A 22,335-nucleotide genomic window follows, 5' to 3' on the forward strand; every position below is an offset into this window, starting at 1 on the left:
GTTATTGGGGCAGTTGGCAAACCTTCCTGGCCGGGTCCAGGACTGGTCGGTCCGCTATGGCGCGATGCGCTCCAGCAGCCAACCGGGTCCGACGGTGCTCGCACCGAGCGCTTCGACGCGCTCGCGCAGCCCGCGGTCCGCCGTCACGACGGTGACCGCTCGCCCGCTGTCCCGCTCGACGGCCGCCGCCACCACATCGACGATCGCGTCGTCTCCCGACCCGTCGGCCAATACCACCCGCACGCCGTCGACCTCCGGATCCGCCGCCTTCGCTTTACCTTCGAGCACGACAACCACCTCGGCGGGCCGAGCCAGCCGCGGTGCCAAACCCGTCAGCTGCTCGAGCAATGTTCGCGCCGCGCCTGCTCGATCACGCCACCAGCCATTCGGCCGCGACCCGACGACATTCGCGGCGTCCACCACGATCAGCTGAAGTTCGGCATCCGGCACTAGGGTGTGTCTCCCAAGGCGGCCACGGTGGAAATGGCCTGACTCGATTCCGCGTCGTCGAGGGCGTCGTGCAGGTTCTTGATCACGCCGCGGGCGAGCGCGTAATTGCCGACACCGCCGACCACCGCGCCGATACCGGCCGGGATCACCTTGCCGAAGGCGAGGGCGCCGCGTTTGACGATGAACTGCACGACGAACCGCTTGACCGGGGTGTCGTTCATCCGCCGGATGATCGGAAGTTTGCTGGCCAGCTTGGTATCCCACTGTTTGGCCGAGCGTCCGGCGGTGCCGAGGGACGCGGTGCCCGCCTGGCCGAGCACGACGGCCGAGACCAGCGGCGGCCGTGGGGCGGTAGCTTTGCGCCCCGAAACCCCGGTCGCGCCAACGGCATACACGGTGGACGCCTCGAGGAAGAACAGCGTGTCCGCCCCGGCCGCGGCCAATCCCACCAGCGTGCCGACGCCGGGAACCGCCGCACTCAACCCGACGACCACGCCGCTCGCGGTCACCGCGACCGAGTAGTGCCGCCCGAGTCGATCGATGAGCTGCTCGGTCGACTCGCTCGGATGCCTACCGCGAACGAACCCCGTGTACTTGCCGACCAGCGGCGCCTGCACCCGCGCCGACCTATCGATCAACGAGACGACACCCTTGTCGAGGAACTTCCGCAGCATTGCCAACAGCCCTTTCGGTCGGTCATTACCCGTACGACAACGCTCGATTGCCGACTGTGCAGTCGACCCGTCTGAGCTTACGTTTGTCACGCCGTGTGGCTGGTGATACCCGCCACCGCGGGTCCGAACCGCGCGTCGCGACCCGACATCGGGTCGGCGCGCAGCAGTTCGCCCGCTCGCACCATCCGGTCGACCATGCCCTCGGAGGGGATACCGGCCTGGAAGCAGCAGCGCGCCCCCTCCAATCGGCCGTGCGCGACGGCCACCTGCAACAGTTCGCGGGAGTGGTGCGCGAACTGCCGGGCCCGCGGGCCGCCGCTGTCGGCCACCTCGGCCGCGCGCGCCAGCCAGCTCTCGAAACTCGGATACGGATAGTGCAGGATCATCGGCGCGTCGACTGCCAAGGAGAACGGTCTTCCCGATGCGGGCTGACCGCGGCCGGTCTCAGCGCGGCAACATGGGTATCGGGCTCGGCTCGGCCACGGTCACCAGCACGACGACATCCGCATAGGGCGCATCCCCGTGCCCGAGACGATGGGCGAAGCGCGCCACCGGAATTCGCCACCGGTACTTCGCGGCGATCTCCGACTCCACATGGGCCAGCAGCGTGCCCGCGGTCACCAACTGGGCTTGGCCTTGCCGCTGGTGCGAGCCGAGCGCCGGGTTGCCGCGCCGGTCACCGGGCTGAACGAGGACCCGGCCGTCCCGCGCCAGCTCTTCGCATTCGGCGGACCGCGACGACACGCGGAAGGCCAGCTGAGTGTCGCCGATCGGAATGACAAGTCGCGGCACCGAGGTCAGCTGCCGTGGCCCGGTAACCCGAGTCACCAGAACGGTTTTGGCGTCACGCCACACAGCCGCGCCGGTCGCGTTTGCACCACCGTTGGCCAATTGCGGTCGGACATCGGGCCGCGCGACTTGCCCGTCGAGGGCGAGGTCGACGAGGGTACCTGTCATAGCGTTCGTTCCTTTCCCCTGAAGAATCCACCGATCAATCGGTGCCGGGTTCCCGACAACACAGGCGGGCCCACATTTCCTCAGCCGTACCCCACCATCGCCCGCTCAATCACACCGGTCGACCGCGGACCCATCCAGCGAAGTCCCGCCGTCGTGGACTCGGGATAGACTTCCACCGCGGCCGGGGGCGAGCGGTGCCAGCGGCAAGGGAGGGAATTGTCTTGCGGACGAGTCTATTTCGATGTGCTGCTGTCCTCGTACTGCTGATGTTGACCACGGTGGATGTCATCGCCCGAGCTGAACCGACCCCGCCGCAACCGGTCTCGGTGCTCGTCACTCTGCCGGAGCCGACCGGTGCCGACGCGATCGGTGTGGTCGACCTGCATCTGGTCGATACCGCGCGGCGCGATCCGTATGAGGCGGCCAATCCACGTGAGCTGATGGTCAGCATCTGGTATCCCGCTACCGACGTGGCGGAATTGCCCGTGCGGCCATGGCTCTCGCCCGGACTCGCCCAAATGTATGCCGACAGCGTGACTCCGGTCGGTGCGCCCTCGCAGCGGCGATGGGCTTTCGGACCCAGTCACGGCTACCTCGGCGCGGGCGCGGAGATCTCCCGTGGGCGCCGGCCGATAGTTGTCTTCTCGCCGGGCAAGGGGCTGCCGCGTGAGCTGAGCACCGCGCAGGCCGAAGATCTCGCCAGCCACGGTTTTGTGGTGGTCACCCTGAGCCACACTCACGAAACATCCGCGACGGAATTCCCCGGCGGGCGGATCGAAGAGAGCCTGCTGCCACCGGCCACCGATCCCGGCGAAGACGAGGCCCAGGGCACTACCGCGTTAGCGACGCGGGTAGCCGACACCCGGTTTGTGCTCGACGAGCTCACCGACCTCGCCGCGGGGCACAACCCGGACGCTGACCAGCACGCGCTGCCCGCGAATCTCGCTGGCGTACTCGATGTTTCGAAGGTCGCGATGTTCGGGCATTCCTTGGGCGGCGCCACCGCGGCGCAGGCGATGCACGACGATCGCCGGATCGCGGCGGGGGCCGATCTCGATGGCCGTCTCTGGGGATCGGTGGTCACCGAAGGACTGGATCGCCCGTTCATGCTCATCAACCGCGAAGGCCACGACCGCGCCAACATCCCGGGCATGAAACAGTTCTGGGCAGCTGGTCGCGGACCGAAACTCAATTTCCGGCTCAACGGCGCACAACACCATTCGTTCTGCGACAACCAGCTGATCGCCGCGCCACTCGTCGCCGCGGGTGCCGTCTCCTCCGCCGCCGCGTCCCAGCTGGTCGGCACCATCGATCCGCGGAACTCGATCGATCTGCAGCGCAGCTACCTGCGCGGTTTCTTCGACATGGCCCTTGGCCGATACGACGATCTACCCCAGGCGCCTGCCGCCTTCCTGCACCCGGAGATGGTCCCGGTGCCATAGGCGCTCGGCCGCATGGACTTTCGTGCCATGTGGCGATAGGCAGAGTCAGGCCGAGTTGGGTTCTTCCGTCGGCGTGCTGTCCGTTCGGCTGTCACCGGCCGACGACACGGCCTGCTCCAAGTTCGCGATCAGTCGCGTCAGCAGAGCCGCGAGAAGCTGGATCTCGCTGTCGTCGAAGCCGGTGAGTGCGTCCGTGTGGCCTTGCGACAACACGGATCTGGCCTCGGGCAGCAGCGACAGCGCCTGATCGGTGAGCGCGACGAGGCTGCTGCGCCGATCGTGCGGGTGCGGTGTGCGCTGGATCAGGCCGTCGCGTTCCATGCGGGCCAGCAGTTCGGCCATGGCTGGCTGCCCGGCGCTGGATCGGGTGGCCAATTCCTTTTGGGTCAGGGCGGATCCGTCCGCCAGCGTGCCGAGAACAGGGATCTGGCCTGCCGTGATGCCCAGTGTGCGCAGGCGACTGTCATGCAGCAGGGCGAATAGCCGGGCCGCATGGTTGATCAGCTGGGCGGGTGCCGCTTCGGGTCGCCATTCCGTCATGCCGTCCAAGATACATCGGATCCGATCTAGAATTAATATCGGATCCGATGTACTTTGCTCACATGATCATTCGAAACGTGACAGTCATCGACGGAACCGGCGCAGCGCCGATCGAAGACGCGGAAGTCGTCGTTACCGGCGACCGGTTTACCGAGGTCCGGCCAAGCACACCGGACGCGGCGCCTGCCGATGGCGAGGTCGTCGACGGCCGTGGCGGCTACCTGATCCCGGCCTTGTGGGAAAGCCACACGCATTTGGCCGGCTACGCGGCCTCCCTGCCGGAACCGGAGCAGGTTCCCTACGTCATCCGGACCCTGGCCGATTTCCTCGCGGCGGGAATCACCACGGTCGTGGACTTGGGTGGATCACTGGCCATCGACCAAGCTGTGCGGACCCAAGCTGATCCGGGCGAGACGGCCGAACTCTTCTACGCAGGCCCGGTGTTCACCGGGGTCGAGGGCTGGCCGATGCAGGCACACGGCAACCCGGCCATGGCCCGTCAGATCAGCGATCCCGAGCAGGGCCGCCGACTGGTGCAAGAGCTGGCCGAGGATGTCGACTTCGTCAAATTCATCTACGACGGCGAACCGGGGGCTCCGGACAAACTGTCCCGCCGCGCCTTACACGTCATGGTGGAGGCCGCGCACGAGGCGGGCAAGAAGGTGCTCGTGCACATCCGCACGCACGCCGACATCGAGGACGCGGTAGCGGCCGGGGCGGACTGCGTCGAACACGCCCCCTTGCCGTCGGGAGACGACGCGCTCACCGAAGCCGGGAAACTCGCCGATCTGCTCGCGAGTTCCGGGACCTACTACTGCCCGACCCTGGTGACCTGGGAACAGCTCGGGCACGGCGGGGACCGCGGCTACCTGGCGGAACTCGTCGTAGCCGGCATCATCGACGAAGCCGCGGCGCGGGCGGTGGCGGCGCGGCCGGGATTCGGTCGGCCGTTCCCGCACCACCCGGCGGACGAATCCATGGCACGTTTCAGGTACGGGATGCGAACGCTGCCGATCATGCACGAGGCAGGGGTGAAAATCGTTGCCGGAAGCGACGTCGCGCTGATGATGCCGTCCCCGCCGTTGGCGTTGCTGCGCGAACTGCAATTGTTCGCCCAGGCGGGGTTGTCACCCGCCGAGATCATCACCACGGTGACCCGGCACGCCGCGGAACGAATCGCGATGCCCGAATACACCGGGACCATCACCGCAGGTTCGGTGGCCGACGCGTTGCTACTCGACCGCGCACCACTCGCGGACCTGAGCGCGCTGTCCGACCCGACCGCCCGCGCGGCCACGATCCGCCAGGGCAAGGTGCTGCCGCGGGGCTGGCGCCCGGAGCGCGACACCGAGGCGTAGCCGCTGGTCGACGGCTGCGATGTGGATGATGGGTTGTCGAATCATGTTGCGGGAGAGTAGGCATCAAGGATGTCCCAACCTATCGACACGCCTGGCTTGCGCGTCGCGGTCATCGGCCCCGGCGGAATCGGCAGTACCTTCGCCTTCCAACTGTCCCGCGCAGGCCACGACGTCACCGTCATCGCTCGCGGCGCTCGACTGCAGCACCTGCGCCAAACCGAGGCAATCGTCACTACCGCCGGTGAACGAGCCGCCGTGCACGTAGCCGACGAGCTGGACACGACCACACCATGGGATCTCGTGCTGGTCACGGTTCTCGTTGCACAGGTCGAGGTGCTGCTTCCGAGTCTCGCCGCCTGCGCCGCGGACACCGTCATGTTCATGTTCAACACCTTCCAGTCCCTGGACCGCCTCCGTGACGCCGTAGGTGCGCAGCGGGTGGTGTTCGGCTTCCCGGGAATAGTGGCCGGTATCGAAGACGGCAGACTGGCGTCGACCATTCTCCGCCGAGGCATACCCACCACTGTCTCGGAGGATCGGTGGGCGACTGTCTTCTCCGACGCCGGGATACCCTCGGCCGCACACCCTGATATGCAGAGTTGGCTGCGTACCCACGCGGCCCTCGCCGTGCCGCTGATGCTCGCCGGACTCAGCGCACATCGTAGGGGCCGGGGGGTGAGCCGACGCGAAGCGACGGAGCTGGCTCGCGCCCTGCGTGAAGGACTGAACCTGGTGCGCCGACTGGGAAACACCCTCACGCCGAGCCCGGTCGCCGTCCTCGACCGCCTTCCTGTTCGGGTAGTCGCCGCGCTGCTGTGGGCCCTCACCCGGCTTCCGGCATTCGTCAGAACAACGTCGGTGGCGCCGAAAGGTGAGGCGGTAATGCTGATCGATGAAATGAACTCCGTTGCACCGCAGGGCACCCCGGCGCTGCTGGCAGTCCGGCCGGGGTGATCCTGGACATCGGCAGGACGACCGCGGTGGCCGCTACTCGCTCCGCCGCGCTAGCCGACGGTGTGCAGCACCGCTAGCACGATCGGCGTGCCTACGGCGACGACTACGGCGAGGAACAGGAGGGCGAGCACGGTCTTGATGGCACGCCACACCGGCGAGACCGGGCGGCGCGATCGCCGCGCGAGACGGTACGAGTCCGCGCTGGATTGCCTTGCCCACGTGGAGAATCCTGGATCGGTCATGATGACCCCCTCTGGTTTTGGTAAGTCTATCTGACTAATTTAACCAGTCTCGCTGACTTATTTCAACCATGGATCAGGCGTATGGATCGGTGATCTCGCGCAGTTCGCCGAGCGCCTCGCGCAGTTCGCGCATGCGCCGGGTGCCCAGGTGTGCGGCCCACTCGGCTTCGATCCGATCGGCGACCGAGTTGGCGAATTCGGCCACCTCCTTGCCGCGGGCGGACAGCCGGACCAGGCGGGCGCGACCGTCGCTCGGATCGGGGACGCGGTGCACGTATCCGGCGCGTTCCAGCTGGTCTACCAGGAATCCGGCGGTCTGCTTGGTGATCTGCGCCTGCTCGGCCAGCTCGGTGAGGCGGGTGCCATCGGCGCCGATGCGCTGGGCCACCCTGCCCTGGGCCACGGTGATGTCGTCGAAGCCGGCCGCGCCGAGTTCGGCGAAGATCCGGTCCTCCATCGACCGGTGCGCGATGTACATCAGCAGCCCCGCGTTCAGTTCGCCGTCGGCCATTCCGCTCCTTGACAATAGTACGACCCACTGACTATTTTAATCAGTGATGCTGACCAATGCTATCGGAGGTGTCCGATGACGGCGCAAGTACGACAGCCGCTCGACCGCGAAGCAAGCTGGCGGGTCATCGAACAGCAGCGCCTCGCCATCGCCGACCTGCTCGCGGAGCTGACCCCCGCGGAGTGGGAGTCGCCGTCGCTGTGCGCGCATTGGCGGATCCGCGACGTCGCCGCGCACCTCGCCCTGACGCCGCAACCGCCGTCGCTCGGCGCGCTGTTCGTCGCCGGTCTGCGCGCGAACGGGAACTACAACCGGCTCATCGACGACCTCACCGTCCGCGCCGCGAATCGTCCGGTCGCCGAGCTGGTATCGGTGATCCGCACCCACGCGGCGTCCCGAAAACTGCCGGGCCCCACCAACTATCGCAACATCCTGTTCGACACCATGGTGCACGGTCAGGACATCGCCATCCCGCTCGGCCGCACCATCGACGTCCCGCTCGAGGCGGCCGCGACGGGCGCCGGCATCGCGGCCGAAATCGGTTGGCCGGTATGGGATAAGCGCCGGCTCGACGGACTCGCCTTGCGCGCCACCGATATCGACTGGTCGCACGGCGAGGGCGCCGAGATCCGCGGCCCGATCAAGGCGCTGCTCCTGGTGGTCACCGGGCGGGCGGCCGCACTGGAAAGCGTGACCGGCGAGGGGGTTCCGGCGCTGACCGCCCGACTGCTCGCCGACTAGGCCTCGACGGACGTAATCGTCTGACTCGTCTCTGGACTCGCCGACTTTACGATCGTGTCGCGCCAGGCGCATTAGCAACCTCTGAGCTATCGTGATGCCCGCGTGCAGGTGCGTGCAAAGGATCGGCGATTCCGGACAGGTGATCAGCAAGCGAACCCGAGAGGAGAACCGCTATGCGTAAGCGAAGCGCGACTGCCGAGGCCGAGCTGCTCGACCCGTCCGGCGTCCAGCCGACCGCCGCTGCCTGAGCCGCAGATGGCAGAGAACGTGATCGGACGGCGTGCGCTGCTCGGCACCGCGGTCGCCGCGGGCGCAATGGCGGCCACCACGTCGTGCGCGGCGCCCTCGGCCCGAACCGATTCCGCGCGCTCTTTGGACCGCAGCGTGGAACTCGCCAGGGAGATGCTGCAGGTCGACGCGGACGGCAAGGACTTGAAGCTGGCGTATCTGCGGACGCTCATCGACGCCGGCCTGCCGAAAACCGTTGCACCGAAACGGGTTCTGGTGATCGGTGCGGGCCCGGCCGGATTGACCGCTGGCAACCTGCTCGCCGATGCCGGGCATCAGGTGACCGTGCTCGAAGCCAACGGCAGCCGAACCGGCGGCCGGGTCAAGACCTTTCGCGGCGTGTTCACCGACCCGAACCTCTACGCGGAGGCCGGTGCCATGCGCCTGCCGAGCGCCCATCCACTGGTGCTCGCCCTGGCCGACAAGCTGGGTCTGCGGCGGCGGCAGTTCCACAACGCCGATGTCGCGCCGGAAGCGCGCTCCGCGTCCGTTACCCCGGTCGCCTACCGGTCGTTCACCGGCGAGCAATGGTCCAACGGCCCCGCGGCCGAGTTCCGGCCGCCACCCGCCGCGGGTCGCAGCCTGATCGACACGAATGGCAAGATCGTCAGCCGCGCCAACTACGCCGCCGATCCCACGACCGTGCACAGTGGCTTCGGCGTCGGCCTGACCACCCAGGCCCGGGTCGCGCTCGACCACGCCCTGCGCCGGGTCGCGGTGTCCGACGACTGGCCGATCGAACGCCGAATCGACAGCTGGGCAAAGGTTTTCAATACTTATGAGGATTACTCCACCCATGGTTATCTGATGGAGCAGGGCTGGAGTCTCGGGCACTTCGCCGCGGTCGGCACCCTGGAGAACCTGACCTCTCGGCTGCACTACGGCGTCATCTCCGCGATGGTCGATCACACGCTTATCCGTCCCGACGCCAGCTACTGGGAACTCGAAGGCGGCACCGCGACACTGACCGATGCGCTCACCCGGAAACTCGGTCCCGCCGTACGGCAGGGCAAACGCATGACCCATATCGAACAGACCGACCGCGGCGTCAAGGTCTGGACCACCGCCGAAACCGGCAATGAGCATACCGATGGCCAACCCGTCGACCCGATCGAAACGTTCGAGGGCGACTACGTCATTCTCGCTATCCCGTTGACCGCCACGCGCTTCTGCACCTTCGAGCCGCCGCTGTCCTACCCCACCCGGCGGGCCATCACCGAACTGCATCACGACGCGGCCACCAAGGTGCTGCTCGAGTTCAAGACCAGGTTCTGGGAGCAGGGCCCCGGCGGTTTCCGCGGCGGCGGCTGTGTGTCGGACTGCCCCAACCGGTTCACCTATTTCCCCTCCCACGTGCCGGAGGCCGAGGGCGGCGTGGTCCTGGCCAGCTACACCTGGTCCGACGACGCCATGCGCTGGGATTCGCTCACCGACAGCGAGCGCGTGCATTTCGCCCTCGCGGGCATGCGCCGCATGTTCGGCCCCCGCGTCGACGCCGAATTCACCGGCGTCGGCCTGTCCCAGTCCTGGCAACGCGCCCGCTACGCCCTCGGCGAAGCCGTCATTCCCACCCCCGGCCAGCTCCACGAGCACCACGCGGCGACCCGCACGATCGAGGGCCGCATCCACTTGGCCGGCGACCACACCAGCCTCAAACCGGCCTGGATCGAAGGTGCGCTGGAAAGCGCGGTCCGCACCGCACTCGAAGTCCATCAACGCTGACGCGCCGGACGTGCGGATCGAATACGTCGAGTGGCATCAGGAGCAACGGCGGCGGATCGGAGGCGCCGCCGCGTAGCTCATCGAGAGCGGGTGCGCAGCTGGTAGCGGCGCTCGGCGTAGGCGAGATCGTCACGCCACAATCGGGTGGCGGTGTGATTCATCAATGGTCGAAGCAGCGGCAGCGCGCGGCGCGCGTGGCGGAAGCCCGGCCGGTCCGAATTCGCGATCACCGCCTCGACCACGGCGGTGCGCGCCTTGCCGTCCGGCCCGAGTCCCATTGGTGTGGCATGGGTTTCGACCACGCTACCGGCTCCCTCGCCGGAGCGGATACGCATCACGATGGTCCGTGGATCGGGGCAGGTGAACTCGGCTTCGACGGGGACGCCGAGGCGCCGGCTCACTCGGAAGGTCACGTTCAGCAGGAAACGGTGATTCTGTTCGGTGATATCCGTCAGCGGCGGTGTCTGCGTGACGTCGAGCCTGGCGAAGGAATAGGGATGGAACCAGGCGCCGTGCCATGGGTCGAGCCGGTTGGCGATGATGTCGCGAGGTTCGCACACCCCCACCAGCCTGGTGACGGCATGCACGGCAGTGTCCGCCGGACGTGACTGGATAATCGGTGCGTCCGTGGGGGTTTCACCACCGACCGCATCGAGGCGGACCCACGCGAGCACGCCGTCGTCGTGGCTGGGGAAAGCGCGCCAGCGCGCCGAACCCGCCGCGCCGACCCGCATCCCGTGCCAGCGGCAGATCAGCGCGGCATCCTCGACCTCCGCGAGGTCGAGCGGAGCGCCCAGATGTGGACACGCTCCGGGGCCGACATGCAGCTCACCGGCCCGGTCGCGCCAGGCGACGATCTCGCGACCGCCGATCGTCGTGCCGAACGGGCGGTCGCCGCGCACGCTGGTGCTCGCGGCGAAGGCGTACCAGTTGCCCGAGGGCCGCTGCTGCGACCAGCGCAGCGCGCTCTCGATCAGCCGCGGGTCGGCGGCATCGTAGGTCGGTTGCTGCCTGGCCCACTTCTCCGGCGAAAAGCGTTGCAATGGCGTCTTTTCCAGCCACTTGGCGGGATCTCGGCGATTACTCATGGGGTACTCCTCTCCCGGGTCGCGAAGCTACGCAGTACCGCGGAACGACCTCGGACCGGGACCGTCTCCAGCGGATGTCCGGCCGCACCCCACTGCCGCAGCAGCGCGTTCGCCGCGAGCCACCCGGTAGTCGCGGCTCGTTCCATCAGGGCGACCGGCAGGTCGACTCGAATGCCGTCACCGGCGAGCGCCAACCGCGGGTGCGGGGTCAGCACACCGGGCCGCCGAGCGAAGTCGCCCGGCGCGAACCGCGGGCAGTCCTGCCGCCACAGCATCCGCTCGGCGACGATCGGCGCACCGGCGGTCTCCGGATAGAGCTCGTGCAGCCGCGCGAGCAGCCGGTCGCGTAGCTCGGCATCGGTGGCAGGCTTGCTCGATACCGCGTAGGCGTGCAGTTCGACCACGCTGCCACCGGTGCGGCGGGCCCATTCGGCGGCCTGGCGTTCGTAGCGGTCCAGCACACTGATGTTGTCGAGTGGGTCGAGACCGCCGGTGGCCAGGAAACCGGTCCGGTCGGCGCGTACCGGCCGGCCCAGCCACAGCCGGTGCACCGCGAACGGCGGAGCGGTCGCCAATTCGGCTACCCGCGAACGCCATTCGCGGTCACCGAGGGTGGGGGAGGCGGCGACGATCGTGCGTAGCGCGGCGACGTCGACGGCCAGCACGACCGCGTCCGCGTCGAGAACCGCGCCGCTCTCGTCGGTCACCTGGAACGTGGCGGCGCCGCCGACGTCGACGCGTGCGACGGCCCCGCCGGTATGGAATTCCACCTGGCCCGCGCGCCCCGGAACCTTCGGCGCGCTGAGGTACTCGGCGAGCGGGTTCCACAGGCTGACGTCGAAATTGTCCTGTGCCACATCGAAAATCAGGCCCTCGCTGGAACCGAGGAAATAGATGTGGAACATCGCCGCCAGCTCGGCAGCGGACATCTGCCGTGGTTCGACGAAGAAGCTGCGAGAGAAGACGTCGAATGCCAGATGGCGGGCCGCTTGCGGAAAGTTGATGGTGCGCAGGAAGGTTTCCGCGTCGAGGTGATCGAGCTGCTCGTAGATCCGCGGGACCGACACCGCGGCCAGCGGTGCGGCGGCGCGTGCGTTCATGCGGATCAGGTCGGGTAGCCGGAAGGTCGGGCTGCGCAGAGCGAAGGCGAGCGCGTTCCACGGTGGGGTGCGCGGCAGGTGGCGGAAGGTGTCGCGGCGGCCGTCCGCGTCGACGAGCGGATAGTCGTCGACGCGGCGCAGCCGAGTCAAGCGGGGATCGCTGCGCGCCAACAGTTTTCGGAGATTATAGTATTGCGCGAAGAAGGCGTGGAAGCCACGATTCATCCCCACGGCGGTGCCGTCGGCCAGTTGCTCGGTCCAACCTCCGGCCCGGCCGCCGAGATACTGTTCCCGTTCGAGGACATCGACGTGAAAGCCCCGTTCGGCCAGCCCGGTCGCGGCCGCGAGTCCGGCGATTCCCGCGCCGACCACCACCGCCCTCGGCCGCGTCCCGCCGGCACCGACATCCGGCACTCCCGGCGCCCCCGGATGGTTGACTCTTCGCCGATCCCGACCGGTTGTCGGCTCTGCCACCCCGTTTCTCACCGGGCACACCTTTCCTGTCGTTGCCGGGCGTGCTCCCAGCCGAGCAGCACCGAGGTCACCAAGGCGAAACCGAACAGGAAGTCCTCAACCGGGATATCCCACGGAAACCGCAGTCCGAGAAGGTGATCAGGGTTGTAGCGAACGATCGGCGCGGTGCGTTTGGTCAGCCAGCCGTCGACCAGGATTTGGAAGCCGAGCACGATCGCCATGGACAGCCAGTAGGCGGGGCGCCGGAAGAGCCCGGTCCGCAACAGTCGGCATTCGGCGAGGCAGACGGCGCCGACGGCCGCGACGGCGGGCAAGGTGTAGCCCAGTCCGGTCACGCTCATCCGCTGGTCTCCGCCCGTGCGCGCGCACCGCGCCTGCGGCCGAGCAGGTGCTCGACCGCGGTGAAGGTGAGCAGTCCGCACAGCGGGATCACCGCGAAGAACAGCAGCTCTTCCAGTGGCATCCCACCCGGCAAACGCACGCCGATCAGATACGCGGGGTTGAAATCCCAGATGTTCGCGGCGATCGCGAGAAGATCCCAGATGATGAACAGCGCCACCGGCAGTACGGCGCCGAGCAGTAGCCGCGGCCGCCGGTAGACACCCGGTCCGAAGAACTCCAGCGGCGCGGTCAGCGCCAGACAGGCGATCAAGAGGAAAAGATAGTGCCAGTGATCCATCGCGCTCCCTTATGTTTTCGGGAATCCGGGGCGTTATGCGGATGACCGCACGGGGTCGGCCCTGCGTCCTCGGCGCGCCCACCAGGCACGCACCAAGCCTTCGACGCCGACCCGAACCCGTCGTCTGGTCCCAACCACGGCGCGCCGGCCGAACACTTCGAAATCGTTGTCCTCGATGCGGCGCAGGATATCGGAGTACAGCACCAGCGCCGTGGCGACACACGGGCGCGATCGCGGGGCCAGCCGCTCGATCCCGCCGCGCGCGAAAGCATAAGTTTGCCTGGTGATTTCGTGCTGCGCGGCCAGCGCCCTGCGCACCCGCGGCTCCACCCGTCCGCGTTGCCTGCACCAGCTCAGCAACTCCCGGTCGACGCCGAACACGGCCAGTTCATCGGCGGGTAGGTAGACCCGGTCGCGGGCCAGATCCTCGTCGACGTCGCGCAGGAAGTTGGTGAGCTGGAACGCTTTTCCGAGGGCCGCCGCGTACGGCGCCGCGTCCTGCGTTGATTCCGTCGTGCCGAGAATCGGCAGGAGTTGCAGTCCGATCACCTCCGCCGACCCGTAGACGTAGCGATCCAGTGCGGCGCGGTCGGGATAGTCGGTGACCGACAGGTCCATTCGCATCGACGCGAGGAAGGCTTCGAACAGCTCACGCGGTATCCGATAGCTGTCCGCGGTATGCAGCACCGCCGCGAGCACCGGATCGCCATCGGTCGCACCGGAGTTGAATTGCCTTGCCAGCGTAGCTAATTGGGCTGCGCGCTCGGCGGGGTCGAGGCGTTCGTCGAAGTCGTCGAGGATGTCGTCCGCGCGGCGGGCGAAGCCGTAGAGTGCGTGCACGCCGGGCCGCTGGTCGGGGGCGAGCAGGCGGGTGGCCAGGAAGAAGGTCTTGCCGTGCTTGGCGTTCAGGGTGCGGCACCGTTGATAGGACTGGCGTAGCGCCGGATCGGTGATCCGTGCCGCATCGAGTTCGGTGCGTGTCATCTCGAAGTCCGATCAGCTCGGGGAGCGGGTTGGGGTGCCCGGCCGCGATAGCGCGCCGGTGCGTACCGGTCCGGTGATGCGGTCGGCGGCGAGACGTCCGGAAACCAGCACCGGCGGGATGCCGACACCGGGCACGGTGGAGCCGCCGGCCAGCACCGCGTTGTCGATACCGCGAATCATGTTGGCGGGCCGGAACGGACCGGTCTGGGCGAAGGTGTGCGCCAAGGCGAAGGGGCTGCCCGCGAGCATGTCCTTGGCTGCCCAGTCCTCGGGAGTGATCACCCGGAGTAGTTCGGCGCCGCGGATTGCTCCGGCGCCAAGGCGATCCCGGGTGATGTCGAGTACCCGCTCGGCGTAGGCGGGCCCGAAACTCGGCCAATCTATCTGTCCGCGTTCGAGATTCGGCACCGGCGCGAGAATGTAGAGCAGTTCGCGCCCGTCCGGTGCCAGCGTGGGGTCGCTCGCGGTGGGACGGGTGAGCAGCAGCGAAGGGTCGGACATGACGCGACCGTCCTGGATGATGTCGCGGAACGCCGATTCCCACGCCGCGCCGAACAGCAGCGAATGGTGCGGGATATCGAGGGCGCCGCGGTCGCAGGCGACATGCAGGATCGCCGCGGAGGGGGCGGCGCGCACCGGAATCGGCCGCCGCGAACGATGGCCGAGCAGCTGGTAGGCACGATGTCGCTCGGTGGTCAGCACGATGGCGTCACAGTCGATTCGCTCGTCGGTGTCGGTATGGACGGCGTGCACTCCGGTGCTGTCGCGGATCAGGTCGGTGACCGTGGTCCCGTAGCGGAACCGCACGCCCGCGGTTTCGGCCGCCGCGGCGAGCGCGTCGGGCAGCGCACGCATCCCACCGCGCGGAAAATAGACTCCCGCCATGGTGTCCATGTAGGCGATCACCGCGTAGGCGGCCAGCGCGTTGGCGGGCGCGACACCCGCGTAGAGCGATTGAAAGGTGAACACCCGCCGCAGCTCCGGGTCGGTGATGAACCGCGCGACCTTGCGATCCCAGCCGCCGAAGCCGCCAAGCGCGGCCAGGCGGGCCAGCGCAGGCGTGGCCAGGGACAGCGGCGAGTCGAAGTTCGACGCGATGAAGCTGTCGAACTCCGCGTGATAGAGCCGAGTGAGCCACTCCCGCAGCCGCCGATAGCCCGCGGCTTGGCCGGCGCCGGCGAACTCGGTGATCGCGCGCACCATAGCCTGCTCGTCGCTGTGCACGTCGAGGGTGCGTCCGTCGGCGAACCGGGCGCGATAGGCGGGCGCTATCCGGTGCAGCTCCAGCCGATCCCGGGTCTGCTCGCCGACCGCGGCGAACACCTCATCGATCAGATCGGGCATGGTCAGCACGGTCGGGCCGGTGTCGATCCGGTAGCCGTCCAGATCCAAGCGGCCCATCCGCCCGCCCGGCACCGACTCCCGCTCGACGACCGTCACCGTCCTGCCCCGACCGGCCAGATGCAGCGCGGTGGCCAGGCCCGCCAAACCGGCTCCCACCACAACGACGTGGTCCGTAGCGCCCTTGACTGTGCGCATCCGATGCCTCCTCTACAGCTGCCGCGCGGTGCACAGCAGCGCCATCTGGTCCAGAGCCGAGCGCTGCCCGAAATCGAGCGGTCCGGCGCGCAACACGGCCCTGGCCGCGTCGACGTGCTCGGCGATCATCGCCTCGATCCGCTCGGGTGCGCCCGACCCGCCGATCAAGGTCCGGCACCGGGCGATCACGGCAGGGTCCAGGATTGGGCGACTCATCAGTTCGAACAGTTCCCGCCGGGACGCCGGGTCCGCCGACTCCAGGGCGACGATCACGACGCTGGTGGCCTTGTGCTGACCGAGGTCGCTGTCCTCGGGTTTCCCGGTGATCGCGGCCGAGCCGAAGATGCCGAGCAGGTCGTCGCGGAGCTGGAACGCTTCGCCGATGTGAGTCCCGTAGTGGGACAACATCTTCAGCGTGCCGTCGGGGCAGCCCGCCAGCGCGGCGCCCAGCTCGAGTGGTCGCTGGACGGTGTAGTTCCCGGACTTCGCGCGGGCGACGTCGAGTACCTCGTCCAGGGTGGGCCGACCGCGAACGTCGTTGGACAGATCGCCGAACTGGCCGATCGCCAACTCGATCCGCATCGCGTCGTAGCCCGGCCACACCCGGGCCAGCGCCGCGGCTTCGACACCGCTCTCGCGCAACATCTGCTCGGCCCACACCAGGCACATGTCGCCGAGCAGCGTCGCCGCGGCGGCGCCGAATCGGTTGTCCTGCTTGCCTTCGGCCAGGCGAATATGTGCCGCTGCTTCGCCGCGGCGCAACACCGCGTCGTCCATCACATCGTCTTGCAGCAGAGCGAACGCGTGCAGCAGTTCCAGACTTGCCGAGGCCCGCAACGCGGCACCGTCCGGTTCGGCGCCACACAGCCAGCCGAGGTACATGAACGTCGAGCGCAGGCACTTGCCCCCGGTGGCGTATTGGCGCAGCACGTCTTCGACGCCTGCCGAGCGCAGGCGGTCGATCCGTAACCCACCGAGGAAGTTCGCGACCTCATAGAGCACGCGGGTCCGCACCTCGGCCCGCCAGCTCTCGAACTCGCTGACGTCGGCGGTTCGGCTTCGGGTGGACGATGGCCACGACGCGTCGACAGAAACGGTGCTCACCGGCGGTTCCCTTCTCGAGTACCCGGCACGCCGCGCCCGTTGCCTGCTGACGCGTCCGGTGGCGAACTGAGCTGCGCGAGCTGGTCCGAAATCGTGTCGGACGGTCGGCGTGCGAGCTCGGGGTATGTGCCCACGCGTCTCCTTCCGAAACGGATCTGCTTATCGTACCTCAAGCGATGCAGAAACGATGCAGTGCGATGGTTCAAACTATTTCAGAAACTTAATCACGTCGCAACTCCGGCTACGTGTCGACATCGGGCGCCGCTGCGGCGCGGCACAGTTCTTCGATCGCCTGCTCGAGCGATTCGGCCTGCTGCGCACCTATCACGTCGGCAGTTCCTGCCCATCCCGGCCCGACCAGCAGCACCTGCGCGGACGCGGCGCGGGCGACGCGGACCGATTCCGGACGCGCGGCGGCGGGCACCTGCGACCACAGCGCCAACACGGGTGTGCGCTCGTGCTTCGACAGCGCGCTGACCAGCGCGTCATCGGGCACCGACTGGCCGAGGAACACGGCGGGCACACCGCGCTCGGCCAAGGCCGCGCGCAGCACCTCGAGCGGAATCGTGTGGTACTCACCGTCGGTGCAGGCGAGCACGACCCGACGGAGCCGCTCGGTATCCCGTAGTGGCGGACTCACCCGGTGTAGTCCGGCGACGACCGCCCAGGAGAGCGCGTGCTCGACGTCGACATCGCCCCCCGCGGCATGCTGTCGGCCGACGACGGCGGCAAAAGCGGGCCGGCACAACCGATTCCAGGTCGCGATCACGCCGTGGTGGGCGAGGTGGGCGGAGATCGTCGCCAGTAGCTGCGTGGAATCCAGTCGCACCGCCGCGGATATCACGGGTTCGATGTCGCCGAGCGCGGGAACCGGAGCGTCGACCGCCCGCGCCGCGTGCGCCGCGCTCTCGGGACTCGCGCCCGCGCGGACCAACTCGACCATCCTGGCGATGATCGCGACATCGTCAGGCGTGTAATGGCGATGCGTGCCCGGACGGTGCCGCGGCGGCCCGAGTCCGTACCGCTGATTCCAGCTCCGCAGCGTCGCCACCGGTATGCCGAACCGGCGAGCAACTAGACCTATGCGGTATTCGACCGGCGGCGCACCCTGCTCTCCGGCTGTCATCCAGGGTGCGCTCCTTCGCGAGTAGGCCTACGTCGAGCATAGGCGCTACGATGCAAAAGCGATGCATATCTCGCGGCTTGTCGCCGCCGCTGCCGAACCGCTCAGTTCGCCTCGCGCGCCGGTGCGGCGTCCGCGCCGTCGGTCAGTTCGGCGAAGTAGGTGCGCATCGCGCCGACGACGGCCGTGAGCACGCGATGGGCCGCCAGCAGATCGGCCTCGGGAAGGTCGGCCATGGCCGCGCGGGTGCGCAAACCGAGAGGGGTGAAGAAGGAGCTGGCGACTTCCATGCCGTGCTCGTCGTAGCGGAGTAGCACCTTGCGGCGATCGCTGGTGTCGGTCTCGCGGCGGATGTGGCGCGAGCTGATCATTCGATCCACCAGGTAGGTGATGGCGGCGGGGGACACGCCCATCGAGGTGCCGAGGTGTCCCGCGGTCAGCGGGGTGCCCTCGGCATCGGCGGTGGCGATGTGGGTCAGCGCCCGGAAGTCGTTGGGACGCAGATTGTTCGACTGGGCGAAGACGTGCCCGAGTTGCTCGGCGGCGGTGGTCAGCGCGCGGATGTCCAGGGCGATGTCGGTTTCCAGGCGGTCGCGGTCGCCGTGCTCGGTGCTGCTCTCGGCCGGGTTATCGATGGGCATCGGCGTCCTTTCTGACTAGATCGCCAGAATATCCGCCGGTGCCGTGCAAGTTGTCATTTAGTTAAGATTCTGAAAGAGTTGGTTCAGTGAACGCATGGGACCGGTACGCGGCAACGGTCACCGGACGTCGCTCATGGGCGTTGCTCGTGGTGCTTCTCGCGGCGTCGGCGGCCCTCATTGGATTCATCGGCGGGAACGACGCGGCAGGTCAGGCGCCGCGATCACTGCCCGATGTGGCCGAATCGGCCAGGGTCGAGCAGGCACTCGACGCGTTTCCTGGCGCCGATGTCGCGTCCGCGATCGTGGTGGCGAGTCGTTCTGATGGTGCGGAGCTGTCCGCACCGGACCTAGCGGCGGCCGACGCGGCGGTAACCCGCATGCTGGCCGTCGAGCGGCAGGCCCCGTCGACACCTGACCGGCCCGCCCTCGTGCCCGCGCCGGATCGCAAGGCGGCGATCGGCCAGGTTCCGGTCCCCGCGGACTCGACCGGCACCGCGCTGGTCGAGCGGATCGGTGAACTTCGGGACGCGGCGAAAAACACTGCGCCGGAAGGTCTTACGGTGCAGGTCACCGGAGGCCCCGCGTTCGCCGCGGACATCGCCGACTCGTTCTCCGGTGCCGACGTGACCCTGCTCGCGGTGACCGCGCTGGTCGTCGCGGTCTTGCTGATCGCGACCTATCGCTCGCCGGTGCTGTGGTTGGCCCCGTTGCTTGTGGTCGCGCTCGCGGACCGCGTGGCCGCCACCGTCGGCACCGGACTCGCCCAACTGACCGGGTTGGCCTTCGACGGTTCAACCTCGGGCATCACCAGCGTGCTGGTGTTCGGCGCCGGAACCAACTACGCGCTGCTGCTCGTCTCCCGCTACCGCGACGAACTGCATCGCACGCCGGATCATCGCGCCGCATTACGGGTGGCCGTCCGGCGTGCGGGTCCGGCGATCCTGGCGAGCAATGTCACCGTGGTCGCGGCGCTGCTGACCTTGCTGGCGGCGCTGCTGCCCAATACCCGCAGCCTCGGCGCGTTCGCGGCCGCCGGGTTGCTCGTCGCGGTGCTGTTCGTGCTGTTCGCGTTGCCCCCGATACTCGCGCTGTGCGGTCGAAAGGTGTTCTGGCCCTTCATTCCTCAGGTGGATGACCGCGACGCGGCGCGGACCGGATGGTGGCACAGGGTCGCGTCCGGCGTGGTGCGGCGCCGCGCGGTGGTGGTCGCGGGCGCGCTGGTGCTCTTGGCGGTGTGCGCGAGCGGACTGCTGAGCACCCAGGTGGGTCTGTCGCAGACCGAGCAGTTCCGCGTCCGCGCCGAATCGGTGGACGGTCTGGACACGCTGGCCGCGCACTTCCCCTCCGGTGCCGTCGACCCGGCGATCGTGCTGGCCAAGAGCGCTTCCGCGCCCGCGGTACAGCAGGTCCTCGACGCGACCCCGGGAGTTTCGAAGTCGAACGCCACCGGCGATACCGACGGGCTGAGCCGATGGTCGGTGGTGCTGGACGCGCCGCCCGGCTCCGGCCAGGCCTTCGGCACCATCGAGAAAATGCGCGCGGGACTGGCCGAGGTGCCCGGCGCGCAGGCCATGGTCGGCGGCAGCGACGCGAAGGCGCTGGACACTCGGGACGCGGCCAGGCGCGACCAGGCACTGGTGATGCCGCTGATCCTCGCGGTGGTGCTCGTCGTGCTGCTGGTATTGCTGCGTGCCATACCCGCGGCGGCGCTGCTGGTCGGCGTCACCGTGCTGAGCGCGGTCGCCGCACTCGGCATCGGCAGTCTGATCAGCGATCATGTCTTCGGGTTCCCGGCACTGGACACCAACGTGCCGCTGTTCGCGTTCTTGTTCCTGGTCGCGCTCGGCGTGGATTACACCATCTTCCTGGTCACCCGTGCCCGCGAGGAAACCCCGGGGCACGGCACCACCGACGGCATCGTGCGCGCGGTCTCGGCCACCGGCGCCGTGATCACCAGCGCCGGAGTGGTTTTGGCCGCGGTGTTCTGCGTGCTCGGGGTGCTGCCGTTGATCACGCTCACCCAGCTCGGCATCGTCGTCGGGTTCGGCATTCTGCTCGACACCTTCTTGGTCCGCACGGTCGTCATCCCCGCGCTGTTCAGCCTGATCGGGCCGAAGATCTGGTGGCCGAGTGCGCTGTCCCGGAGCGTCGCGGCCGAGGAGCTACCTGATCGGACCGACTTGGTCCACCAAAACCGTTGAAACAAAGCACAATACGAGTGGTCACCTATGCAGCAAGGTCAACCGAGTCGGACCGCGCTCGGTGCGGCCCGTGCCCGCGCGTTCCATCAGACCGAGGACGCGCCGCACATCTTCGCCGATCCGCTGGCGGTAACCATCGCCGGTGCCGCCACCGCGGCGGTCGCCTCGACCGAGCGGCCCGATGACGACGGAATTCCCGCTGAGGCAAGGCTTTTCCTGGCAATGCGGCATCGCTTCGCCGAAGACGCCCTCGCCAAGGCCGCAGGCGGCATTCGCCAGGTCGTCGTCCTCGGCGCCGGCTTGGACACCTTCGCCTACCGCAACCCATACCCGGACCTGACCGTGTTCGAGGTCGACCATCCCGCCACCCAGGCCTGGAAGCGCGACCGGCTCGCCGACGCCGGGATCGCGGTCCCCGCCGAGCTGCGGTTCGTCCCGGTCGACTTCGAAACCGGCACGCTCGCCGAAGGCCTTGCCGCCGTGGGATTCTCGCGCACCGAGCCAGCGTTCTTCCTCTGGCTCGGCGTCGTCCAATACCTGACGCCCGACGCGGTCGAAGCCACCCTGCGCTACATCGTCGAGCACGGCGCCGCCGCACAGGTCGTCTTCGATTACAGCGAGCCGCCCTCGGCGCTGCCCGCACCGCATCAGCCGATGGTCGAGGCGCTCGCACAAGTGATGGAACGCCTCGGCGAGCCGTGGCTGTCCCTGTTCACCGTCGATGACATCACCGCGAAACTCCAGACGATCGGGTTCGACGAGATCGAAGATCTCGACTGGCGGCAGATGATCGCCCGATACGCGCCCGACAGCCCGGCCGCCGATCTCGTCGGCGGCCACGTGCTCCGTGCCGCGCACACCGGTCACGTGGAGGTATTGGCGCCGTAAGGATTCCGTTAATGTGATGACCCTGGTTACTCGCGGCGATGCGTTATCAGGATCCGGTCGCCCTGTAGGAGGGGGACATGTGCCCGTCACGCTTCGCGGCAACACCGGTACGCGGCTCGATCACGTCACGATGGCGCTCGGCTGGGATCCGGTGCGCCGCGGCCGCTGGTTCGGGGGCCGCGCCAGGGACATCGATATGAACGCGGCCGCGCTGTTGTTCAGCGGCGAGCAACTCATCGATGCCGTCTATCATGAGCGGCTCACCTCGACCGACGGCTCGATCCGGCACCTCGGCGACAGCGTCAACGGGGAAGGCAAGGGCGACAACGAACTCATCGCGGTCGACCTCACCCGGTTGCCGCTCCAGGTGACGGCGGTGATCTTCCTGGTCACCTGCTACACCGGCCATTCCTTCGCCGAGATCGAGAATGCGTTCTGCCGGTTGGTCGACGGCGGGTCGGGCACCGAGATCGTCCGTTACGAACTGCACGGTGAATCGCACACCGGTCTGGTGATGGGCGCGATGCGCCGCACCGATGACGGCGGTTGGACGTACCACGAGATCGATGCGGGCATCACCGCCCGGCATCCGGCCGAGGCCGCGCCGCAGGTCCGGCAATACCTGTACTGATCGC

24 protein-coding genes are annotated in these 22,335 nt (G+C 68.2%); 8 read left to right on the forward strand and 16 right to left on the reverse strand.

Translation table 11 applies throughout. The annotated features are described in order from the left end of the window. Nucleotides 1–54: 54 nt before the first annotated feature. The 4 genes from ACIA8C_RS04575 to ACIA8C_RS04590 all read right to left on the reverse strand — a co-directional run bounded on the left by ACIA8C_RS04575 (nt 55) and on the right by ACIA8C_RS04590 (nt 2,081). On the reverse strand, nt 55–450 hold the full coding sequence (locus tag ACIA8C_RS04575; protein WP_397130855.1) for a hypothetical protein: 396 nt from the start codon (nt 448–450) through the stop codon (nt 55–57). Continuing rightward, nucleotides 450–1,124: a hypothetical protein gene (locus ACIA8C_RS04580; RefSeq protein ID WP_397130856.1), complete on the reverse strand. Its 675-nt coding sequence runs from the start codon at nt 1,122–1,124 to the stop codon at nt 450–452. The genes ACIA8C_RS04575 and ACIA8C_RS04580 overlap by 1 nt, the downstream gene beginning before the upstream one ends. Nucleotides 1,125–1,210: 86 nt before the next feature. Beyond that, complete coding sequence (locus ACIA8C_RS04585) at nt 1,211–1,528, reverse strand: hypothetical protein (RefSeq protein ID WP_397130857.1); 318 nt, start codon at nt 1,526–1,528, stop codon at nt 1,211–1,213. A gap of 40 nt (nt 1,529–1,568) precedes the next feature. Continuing rightward, complete coding sequence (locus ACIA8C_RS04590; protein WP_397130858.1) at nt 1,569–2,081, reverse strand: hypothetical protein; 513 nt, start codon at nt 2,079–2,081, stop codon at nt 1,569–1,571. Between the two features lie 266 nt (nt 2,082–2,347). Between ACIA8C_RS04590 and ACIA8C_RS04595 the strand changes: the two genes are divergently transcribed. Next, nucleotides 2,348–3,523 (forward strand): alpha/beta hydrolase family protein, encoded by a 1,176-nt coding sequence (locus ACIA8C_RS04595; RefSeq protein WP_397130859.1) that lies wholly within the window; start codon nt 2,348–2,350, stop codon nt 3,521–3,523. 45 nt (nt 3,524–3,568) lie between these two features. Here the strand turns inward: ACIA8C_RS04595 and ACIA8C_RS04600 are convergent, their stop codons facing one another. Then, complete coding sequence (locus ACIA8C_RS04600; RefSeq protein ID WP_397130860.1) at nt 3,569–4,063, reverse strand: MarR family winged helix-turn-helix transcriptional regulator; 495 nt, start codon at nt 4,061–4,063, stop codon at nt 3,569–3,571. Nucleotides 4,064–4,125: 62 nt separating this feature from the next. On the opposite strand from ACIA8C_RS04600, the gene ACIA8C_RS04605 reads away from it, so the two are divergent. Both ACIA8C_RS04605 and ACIA8C_RS04610 read left to right on the forward strand, forming a co-directional pair. Then, nucleotides 4,126–5,421: an amidohydrolase family protein gene (locus ACIA8C_RS04605; RefSeq protein WP_397130861.1), complete on the forward strand. Its 1,296-nt coding sequence runs from the start codon at nt 4,126–4,128 to the stop codon at nt 5,419–5,421. A gap of 69 nt (nt 5,422–5,490) precedes the next feature. Continuing rightward, nucleotides 5,491–6,375 (forward strand): ketopantoate reductase family protein, encoded by an 885-nt coding sequence (locus tag ACIA8C_RS04610; RefSeq protein ID WP_397130862.1) that lies wholly within the window; start codon nt 5,491–5,493, stop codon nt 6,373–6,375. A 50-nt stretch (nt 6,376–6,425) separates the two neighbouring features. Here ACIA8C_RS04610 and ACIA8C_RS04615 read toward each other — a convergent pair whose 3' ends face one another. Both ACIA8C_RS04615 and ACIA8C_RS04620 read right to left on the reverse strand, forming a co-directional pair. Then, nucleotides 6,426–6,617: a hypothetical protein gene (locus tag ACIA8C_RS04615; protein ID WP_397130863.1), complete on the reverse strand. Its 192-nt coding sequence runs from the start codon at nt 6,615–6,617 to the stop codon at nt 6,426–6,428. Between the two features lie 73 nt (nt 6,618–6,690). After that, complete coding sequence (locus ACIA8C_RS04620) at nt 6,691–7,128, reverse strand: MarR family winged helix-turn-helix transcriptional regulator (RefSeq protein WP_397130864.1); 438 nt, start codon at nt 7,126–7,128, stop codon at nt 6,691–6,693. A 75-nt stretch (nt 7,129–7,203) separates the two neighbouring features. Here ACIA8C_RS04620 and ACIA8C_RS04625 point away from each other — a divergent pair, with 75 nt between their 5' ends. After that, complete coding sequence (locus tag ACIA8C_RS04625; RefSeq protein ID WP_397130865.1) at nt 7,204–7,869, forward strand: maleylpyruvate isomerase family mycothiol-dependent enzyme; 666 nt, start codon at nt 7,204–7,206, stop codon at nt 7,867–7,869. 255 nt (nt 7,870–8,124) lie between these two features. Beyond that, nucleotides 8,125–9,879 carry a flavin monoamine oxidase family protein gene (locus ACIA8C_RS04630; protein ID WP_397130866.1) on the forward strand — a complete coding sequence of 585 codons (1,755 nt, stop codon included), beginning with the start codon at nt 8,125–8,127 and terminating at the stop codon, nt 9,877–9,879. A gap of 77 nt (nt 9,880–9,956) precedes the next feature. Here the strand turns inward: ACIA8C_RS04630 and ACIA8C_RS04635 are convergent, their stop codons facing one another. The 9 genes from ACIA8C_RS04635 to ACIA8C_RS04675 all read right to left on the reverse strand — a co-directional run bounded on the left by ACIA8C_RS04635 (nt 9,957) and on the right by ACIA8C_RS04675 (nt 18,611). Then, nucleotides 9,957–10,967: a DUF5914 domain-containing protein gene (locus tag ACIA8C_RS04635; RefSeq protein WP_397130867.1), complete on the reverse strand. Its 1,011-nt coding sequence runs from the start codon at nt 10,965–10,967 to the stop codon at nt 9,957–9,959. Further along, complete coding sequence (locus tag ACIA8C_RS04640; protein WP_397130868.1) at nt 10,964–12,481, reverse strand: FAD-dependent oxidoreductase; 1,518 nt, start codon at nt 12,479–12,481, stop codon at nt 10,964–10,966. Before ACIA8C_RS04640 ends, ACIA8C_RS04635 begins: the two co-directional genes overlap by 4 nt. A 68-nt stretch (nt 12,482–12,549) precedes the next feature. Further along, nucleotides 12,550–12,876, reverse strand: coding sequence for a lycopene cyclase domain-containing protein (locus ACIA8C_RS04645; protein WP_397131808.1), 327 nt, complete (start codon nt 12,874–12,876; stop codon nt 12,550–12,552). 2 nt (nt 12,877–12,878) lie between these two features. After that, complete coding sequence (locus ACIA8C_RS04650; protein ID WP_397130869.1) at nt 12,879–13,220, reverse strand: lycopene cyclase domain-containing protein; 342 nt, start codon at nt 13,218–13,220, stop codon at nt 12,879–12,881. 33 nt (nt 13,221–13,253) lie between these two features. Continuing rightward, on the reverse strand, nt 13,254–14,204 hold the full coding sequence (locus ACIA8C_RS04655; RefSeq protein ID WP_397130870.1) for a phytoene/squalene synthase family protein: 951 nt from the start codon (nt 14,202–14,204) through the stop codon (nt 13,254–13,256). Between the two features lie 12 nt (nt 14,205–14,216). Continuing rightward, nucleotides 14,217–15,743: a phytoene desaturase family protein gene (crtI, locus tag ACIA8C_RS04660; RefSeq protein ID WP_397130871.1), complete on the reverse strand. Its 1,527-nt coding sequence runs from the start codon at nt 15,741–15,743 to the stop codon at nt 14,217–14,219. 12 nt (nt 15,744–15,755) lie between these two features. Then, entirely contained in the window at nt 15,756–16,847 is a 1,092-nt protein-coding gene (locus ACIA8C_RS04665; RefSeq protein WP_397130872.1) for a polyprenyl synthetase family protein, read from the reverse strand. 241 nt (nt 16,848–17,088) lie between these two features. Next, nucleotides 17,089–17,973 (reverse strand): MerR family transcriptional regulator, encoded by an 885-nt coding sequence (locus tag ACIA8C_RS04670; RefSeq protein WP_397130873.1) that lies wholly within the window; start codon nt 17,971–17,973, stop codon nt 17,089–17,091. A gap of 101 nt (nt 17,974–18,074) precedes the next feature. After that, complete coding sequence (locus ACIA8C_RS04675) at nt 18,075–18,611, reverse strand: MarR family winged helix-turn-helix transcriptional regulator (RefSeq protein ID WP_397130874.1); 537 nt, start codon at nt 18,609–18,611, stop codon at nt 18,075–18,077. A gap of 86 nt (nt 18,612–18,697) precedes the next feature. On the opposite strand from ACIA8C_RS04675, the gene ACIA8C_RS04680 reads away from it, so the two are divergent. The 3 genes from ACIA8C_RS04680 (at nt 18,698) to ACIA8C_RS04690 (ending at nt 22,331) form a co-directional block, all read left to right on the forward strand. Then, a complete protein-coding gene (locus ACIA8C_RS04680; protein ID WP_397130875.1) occupies nt 18,698–20,812 on the forward strand; it encodes an MMPL family transporter in 2,115 nt (704 codons plus the stop codon). A 27-nt stretch (nt 20,813–20,839) separates the two neighbouring features. After that, on the forward strand, nt 20,840–21,700 hold the full coding sequence (locus ACIA8C_RS04685) for a class I SAM-dependent methyltransferase (RefSeq protein WP_397130876.1): 861 nt from the start codon (nt 20,840–20,842) through the stop codon (nt 21,698–21,700). 79 nt (nt 21,701–21,779) lie between these two features. Beyond that, the gene (locus tag ACIA8C_RS04690; protein WP_397130877.1) at nt 21,780–22,331 is read left to right on the forward strand and encodes a TerD family protein; all 552 of its coding nucleotides are present in this window, start codon (nt 21,780–21,782) and stop codon (nt 22,329–22,331) included. Nucleotides 22,332–22,335 lie beyond the last annotated feature (4 nt).

Origin of the sequence: Nocardia sp. NPDC051321 (assembly GCF_044455225.1) — a bacterium.
In the GTDB taxonomy this organism is placed as follows: domain Bacteria; phylum Actinomycetota; class Actinomycetes; order Mycobacteriales; family Mycobacteriaceae; genus Nocardia.

Coding starts and splice junctions, on each gene's coding strand:
- ACIA8C_RS04580 (WP_397130856.1), bottom strand. CDS start 1,124: ATGCTGCGGAAGTTCCTCGACAAGGGTGTCGTCTCGTTGATCGATAGG.
- ACIA8C_RS04590 (WP_397130858.1), bottom strand. CDS start 2,081: ATGACAGGTACCCTCGTCGACCTCGCCCTCGACGGGCAAGTCGCGCGG.
- ACIA8C_RS04595 (WP_397130859.1), top strand. CDS start 2,348: ATGTTGACCACGGTGGATGTCATCGCCCGAGCTGAACCGACCCCGCCG.
- ACIA8C_RS04600 (WP_397130860.1), bottom strand. CDS start 4,063: ATGACGGAATGGCGACCCGAAGCGGCACCCGCCCAGCTGATCAACCAT.
- ACIA8C_RS04605 (WP_397130861.1), top strand. CDS start 4,126: ATGATCATTCGAAACGTGACAGTCATCGACGGAACCGGCGCAGCGCCG.
- ACIA8C_RS04610 (WP_397130862.1), top strand. CDS start 5,491: ATGTCCCAACCTATCGACACGCCTGGCTTGCGCGTCGCGGTCATCGGC.
- ACIA8C_RS04615 (WP_397130863.1), bottom strand. CDS start 6,617: ATGACCGATCCAGGATTCTCCACGTGGGCAAGGCAATCCAGCGCGGAC.
- ACIA8C_RS04620 (WP_397130864.1), bottom strand. CDS start 7,128: ATGGCCGACGGCGAACTGAACGCGGGGCTGCTGATGTACATCGCGCAC.
- ACIA8C_RS04625 (WP_397130865.1), top strand. CDS start 7,204: ATGACGGCGCAAGTACGACAGCCGCTCGACCGCGAAGCAAGCTGGCGG.
- ACIA8C_RS04630 (WP_397130866.1), top strand. CDS start 8,125: ATGGCAGAGAACGTGATCGGACGGCGTGCGCTGCTCGGCACCGCGGTC.
- ACIA8C_RS04635 (WP_397130867.1), bottom strand. CDS start 10,967: ATGAGTAATCGCCGAGATCCCGCCAAGTGGCTGGAAAAGACGCCATTG.
- ACIA8C_RS04650 (WP_397130869.1), bottom strand. CDS start 13,220: ATGGATCACTGGCACTATCTTTTCCTCTTGATCGCCTGTCTGGCGCTG.
- ACIA8C_RS04655 (WP_397130870.1), bottom strand. CDS start 14,204: ATGACACGCACCGAACTCGATGCGGCACGGATCACCGATCCGGCGCTA.
- crtI (WP_397130871.1), bottom strand. CDS start 15,743: ATGCGCACAGTCAAGGGCGCTACGGACCACGTCGTTGTGGTGGGAGCC.
- ACIA8C_RS04670 (WP_397130873.1), bottom strand. CDS start 17,973: ATGACAGCCGGAGAGCAGGGTGCGCCGCCGGTCGAATACCGCATAGGT.
- ACIA8C_RS04675 (WP_397130874.1), bottom strand. CDS start 18,611: ATGCCCATCGATAACCCGGCCGAGAGCAGCACCGAGCACGGCGACCGC.
- ACIA8C_RS04685 (WP_397130876.1), top strand. CDS start 20,840: ATGCAGCAAGGTCAACCGAGTCGGACCGCGCTCGGTGCGGCCCGTGCC.